Below are 3207 nucleotides of genomic sequence, written 5' to 3'. Positions count from 1 at the left end.
CTGCCACCCTCACACCACCTATCGCTATCTCGCAACTTAGACAGCCTGAGACTTCTTGCTAATCAAGCAAGGCTTATAGCGGATCGACGAGCAGGCGGCTGCCCACCAGCTCTGCGACCCGGTGCATGCCCGTGGAAGGGGTGACACCGGGGCGATGGATGGCTGTCCAGGTGGCGCCCCGGTATTTCACGGTGGTGGTGCCGTCGGCGTTCCAGCTGTCGATGACGATCGTTTCGCCGACGTCCAGGTTCACGCTGCGGTCGGCGCGGGCCGATGGATCGCCGGGGCGCCTTCTTTTGGCGTAGTGCCAGGCTACGACAGCGCCGCCACCGACTGCGGCAGCCGTGACGATTTGGCCCGTCAAAGGCAGGTCCGTGTGGGCCACCAGGGCGGCTGCAGCCAGACCCAGGGCCACCATCAGCAGGTAAAAAGTACCGGTGAGCAGCTCGGCAACGATCACACCTCCCGCCAGCAACCACCAGATGGTGGATTCCTCCATATTGACCTCCGCAAGAACTTGTCTTTAGTGCACCACATTCTGGGTCAAAAGCGGTGCTATTCAAAGGCTCGTCAGGCTTATTCCTTACACTTCGCGCCTGATTCGTTTTTTAGCCGGGCAGGGCACGTTTGCACGGAGGCTGCGCATGAAATTTCGTTTTCCTATCATCATCATCGATGAAGACTATCGCTCCGAGAATACCTCGGGTCTTGGTATCCGCGCGCTTGCGCAGGCCATTGAGGCCGAGGGGTTCGAGGTAGTGGGCGTCACCAGCTATGGTGACCTGTCGCAGTTTGCGCAGCAGCAAAGCCGGGCCAGTGCTTTCATTCTGTCGATTGACGATGAAGAGTTCACTGTAGGTGAAGGGCTGGACCCCATCGTGCTGAGCCTGCGCAACTTCATTGGTGAGGTACGCCGCAAGAACACCGAAGTGCCGATTTACGTGCACGGCGAGACCAAGACCAGCCGCCATTTGCCCAACGACATCCTGCGCGAGCTGCACGGCTTTATCCACATGTTCGAGGACACCCCCGAATTCGTGGCCAAGCACATCATCCGAGAGGCCAAGAGCTACCTTGAAGGCGTTAAGCCACCGTTCTTCAAGGCGCTGCTGGACTACGCCGAAGACGGCTCCTATTCATGGCATTGCCCCGGTCATTCAGGCGGCGTGGCATTTTTGAAAAGCCCCGTGGGCCAGATGTACCACCAGTTCTATGGTGAGAACATGTTGCGCGCTGACGTGTGCAATGCCGTGGAAGAACTGGGCCAGCTGCTGGACCACAACGGCGCCATTGGCGAATCGGAACGCAACGCCGCGCGCATCTTCAACGCTGACCACTGCTTCTTCGTGACCAACGGCACATCTACTAGCAACAAGATGGTGTGGCACCACACCGTGGCGCCGGGCGACGTGGTGGTGGTGGATCGCAACTGCCACAAGTCCATCCTGCACAGCATCATCATGACCGGGGCCATCCCCGTGTTCATGAAGCCCACGCGCAACCACTTCGGCATCATCGGGCCGATTCCGCAGAGCGAGTTCGAGCCGGCCACCATCCAGGCCAAGATCAAGGCCAACCCGCTGCTCAAGGGCGTGGACGCGAAAAAAGTCAAGCCGCGCGTGCTCACGCTTACGCAGAGCACTTACGACGGCGTGCTCTACAACACCGAGACCATCAAGGGCATGCTCGATGGCTATGTGGACAACCTGCACTTTGACGAAGCCTGGCTGCCGCACGCGGCCTTCCACCCGTTCTATGGCAGCTACCACGCCATGGGCAAGAAGCGCGCGCGCCCCCAGCATTCGGTGACCTACGCCACGCAGTCCATCCACAAGCTGCTGGCCGGCATCAGCCAGGCCAGCCATGTGCTGGTGCAGGACTCGCAGACCACCAAGCTCGACCGCCACCTGTTCAACGAGGCCTACCTGATGCACACCAGCACCAGCCCTCAGTACAGCATCATCGCCAGCTGCGATGTGGCGGCCGCCATGATGGAGCCGCCCGGCGGCACCGCGCTGGTGGAAGAGAGTATTCTCGAAGCGCTCGACTTCCGCCGCGCCATGCGCCAAGTCGAAGCCGAGTTTGGCAAGAAAGACTGGTGGTTCAAGGTCTGGGGGCCAGAAAAACTGGTGGCAGAAGGTATTGGCCGCGCCGAAGACTGGATCATCCGCAGCGACAGCAAGAGCAAGAAAGCCGGCAGCAAGTGGCATGGCTTTGGCCAGCTGGCCGACGGCTTCAACATGCTCGACCCGATCAAATCGACCATCGTCACGCCAGGCCTGAGCCTGGACGGCAAGTTCGACAAGACCGGTATTCCAGCGTCCATCGTGACCAAGTACCTGGCCGAGCATGGCGTGGTGGTGGAGAAGACGGGGCTCTACAGCTTCTTCATCATGTTCACCATCGGCATCACCAAGGGCCGCTGGAACACCTTGCTGACCGCACTGCAGCAGTTCAAGGACGACTATGAGAAGAACCAGCCCATGTGGCGCATCCTTCCCGAGTTCTGCCAGCAGCACAAACGCTATGAGCGCATGGGCTTGCAGGACCTGTGCCAGCATGTGCATGAGATGTACGCCAAGTACGATATTGCGCGCCTGACCACCGAGATGTACCTGTCGGATCTGACCCCGGCCATGAAGCCGTCGGATGCGTTCTCACACATCGCGCACCGCACAACCGAGCGCGTGGAAATCGACCACCTGGAGGGCCGCATCACCGTGGGCTTGGTCACACCGTACCCTCCGGGCATTCCGCTGCTGATTCCGGGCGAGGTGTTCAACAAGAAAATCGTGGACTATCTCAAGTTCGCCCGCGAATTCGCCAAGCTGTGCCCTGGCTTCGAGACAGATATCCACGGCCTGGTCGAGGTCGAAGATGAATCTGGACAGGTGCGCTATTACGCCGACTGCGTGGCAGACAGCAACGCGCCGAAGAACCCCAAGCCTTTGGCCACCGCCAAGAATCTGGTGCAGGTAGGTGACGATGGGCCCTACGGTCGGAACGTCTGATCCTGCAGGGCAGGCCTTGGGGGGCTGCCGCAACCCGATGCTGCCTCACCTCGTCGGGTGGGGTGTGAAAATTTTGGTGATAAGTGCCGTTAGCGCAATGTGGCAGAGCGCTGGTAGCTATTAAATATGCTTGATTAGCAAGAAGTCTCAGGCTGTCTAAGTTGCGAGATAGCGATAGGTGGTGTGAGGGTGGCAG

Annotated in this window: 2 protein-coding genes; one reads left to right on the top strand and one right to left on the bottom strand. The window is 59.7% G+C overall.

The genetic code is table 11. The annotated features are described in order from the left end of the window. Nucleotides 1-73: 73 nt before the first annotated feature. Nucleotides 74-499: an NfeD family protein gene (locus ACYVOC_RS16395; RefSeq protein WP_461162477.1), complete on the bottom strand. Its 426-nt coding sequence runs from the start codon at nucleotides 497-499 to the stop codon at nucleotides 74-76. Nucleotides 500-644: 145 nt separating this feature from the next. Between ACYVOC_RS16395 and ACYVOC_RS16390 the strand changes: the two genes are divergently transcribed. Beyond that, nucleotides 645-3011 carry an arginine/lysine/ornithine decarboxylase gene (locus tag ACYVOC_RS16390; RefSeq protein ID WP_116003559.1) on the top strand — a complete coding sequence of 789 codons (2367 nt, stop codon included), beginning with the start codon at nucleotides 645-647 and terminating at the stop codon, nucleotides 3009-3011. Nucleotides 3012-3207 lie beyond the last annotated feature (196 nt).

It is taken from the genome of Simplicispira piscis, assembly GCF_054783455.1.
This window is presented reverse-complemented; position numbering and strand designations above follow the sequence as displayed.

Coding starts and splice junctions, on each gene's coding strand:
- ACYVOC_RS16390 (WP_116003559.1), top strand. CDS start 645: ATGAAATTTCGTTTTCCTATCATCATCATCGATGAAGACTATCGCTCC.
- ACYVOC_RS16395 (WP_461162477.1), bottom strand. CDS start 499: ATGGAGGAATCCACCATCTGGTGGTTGCTGGCGGGAGGTGTGATCGTT.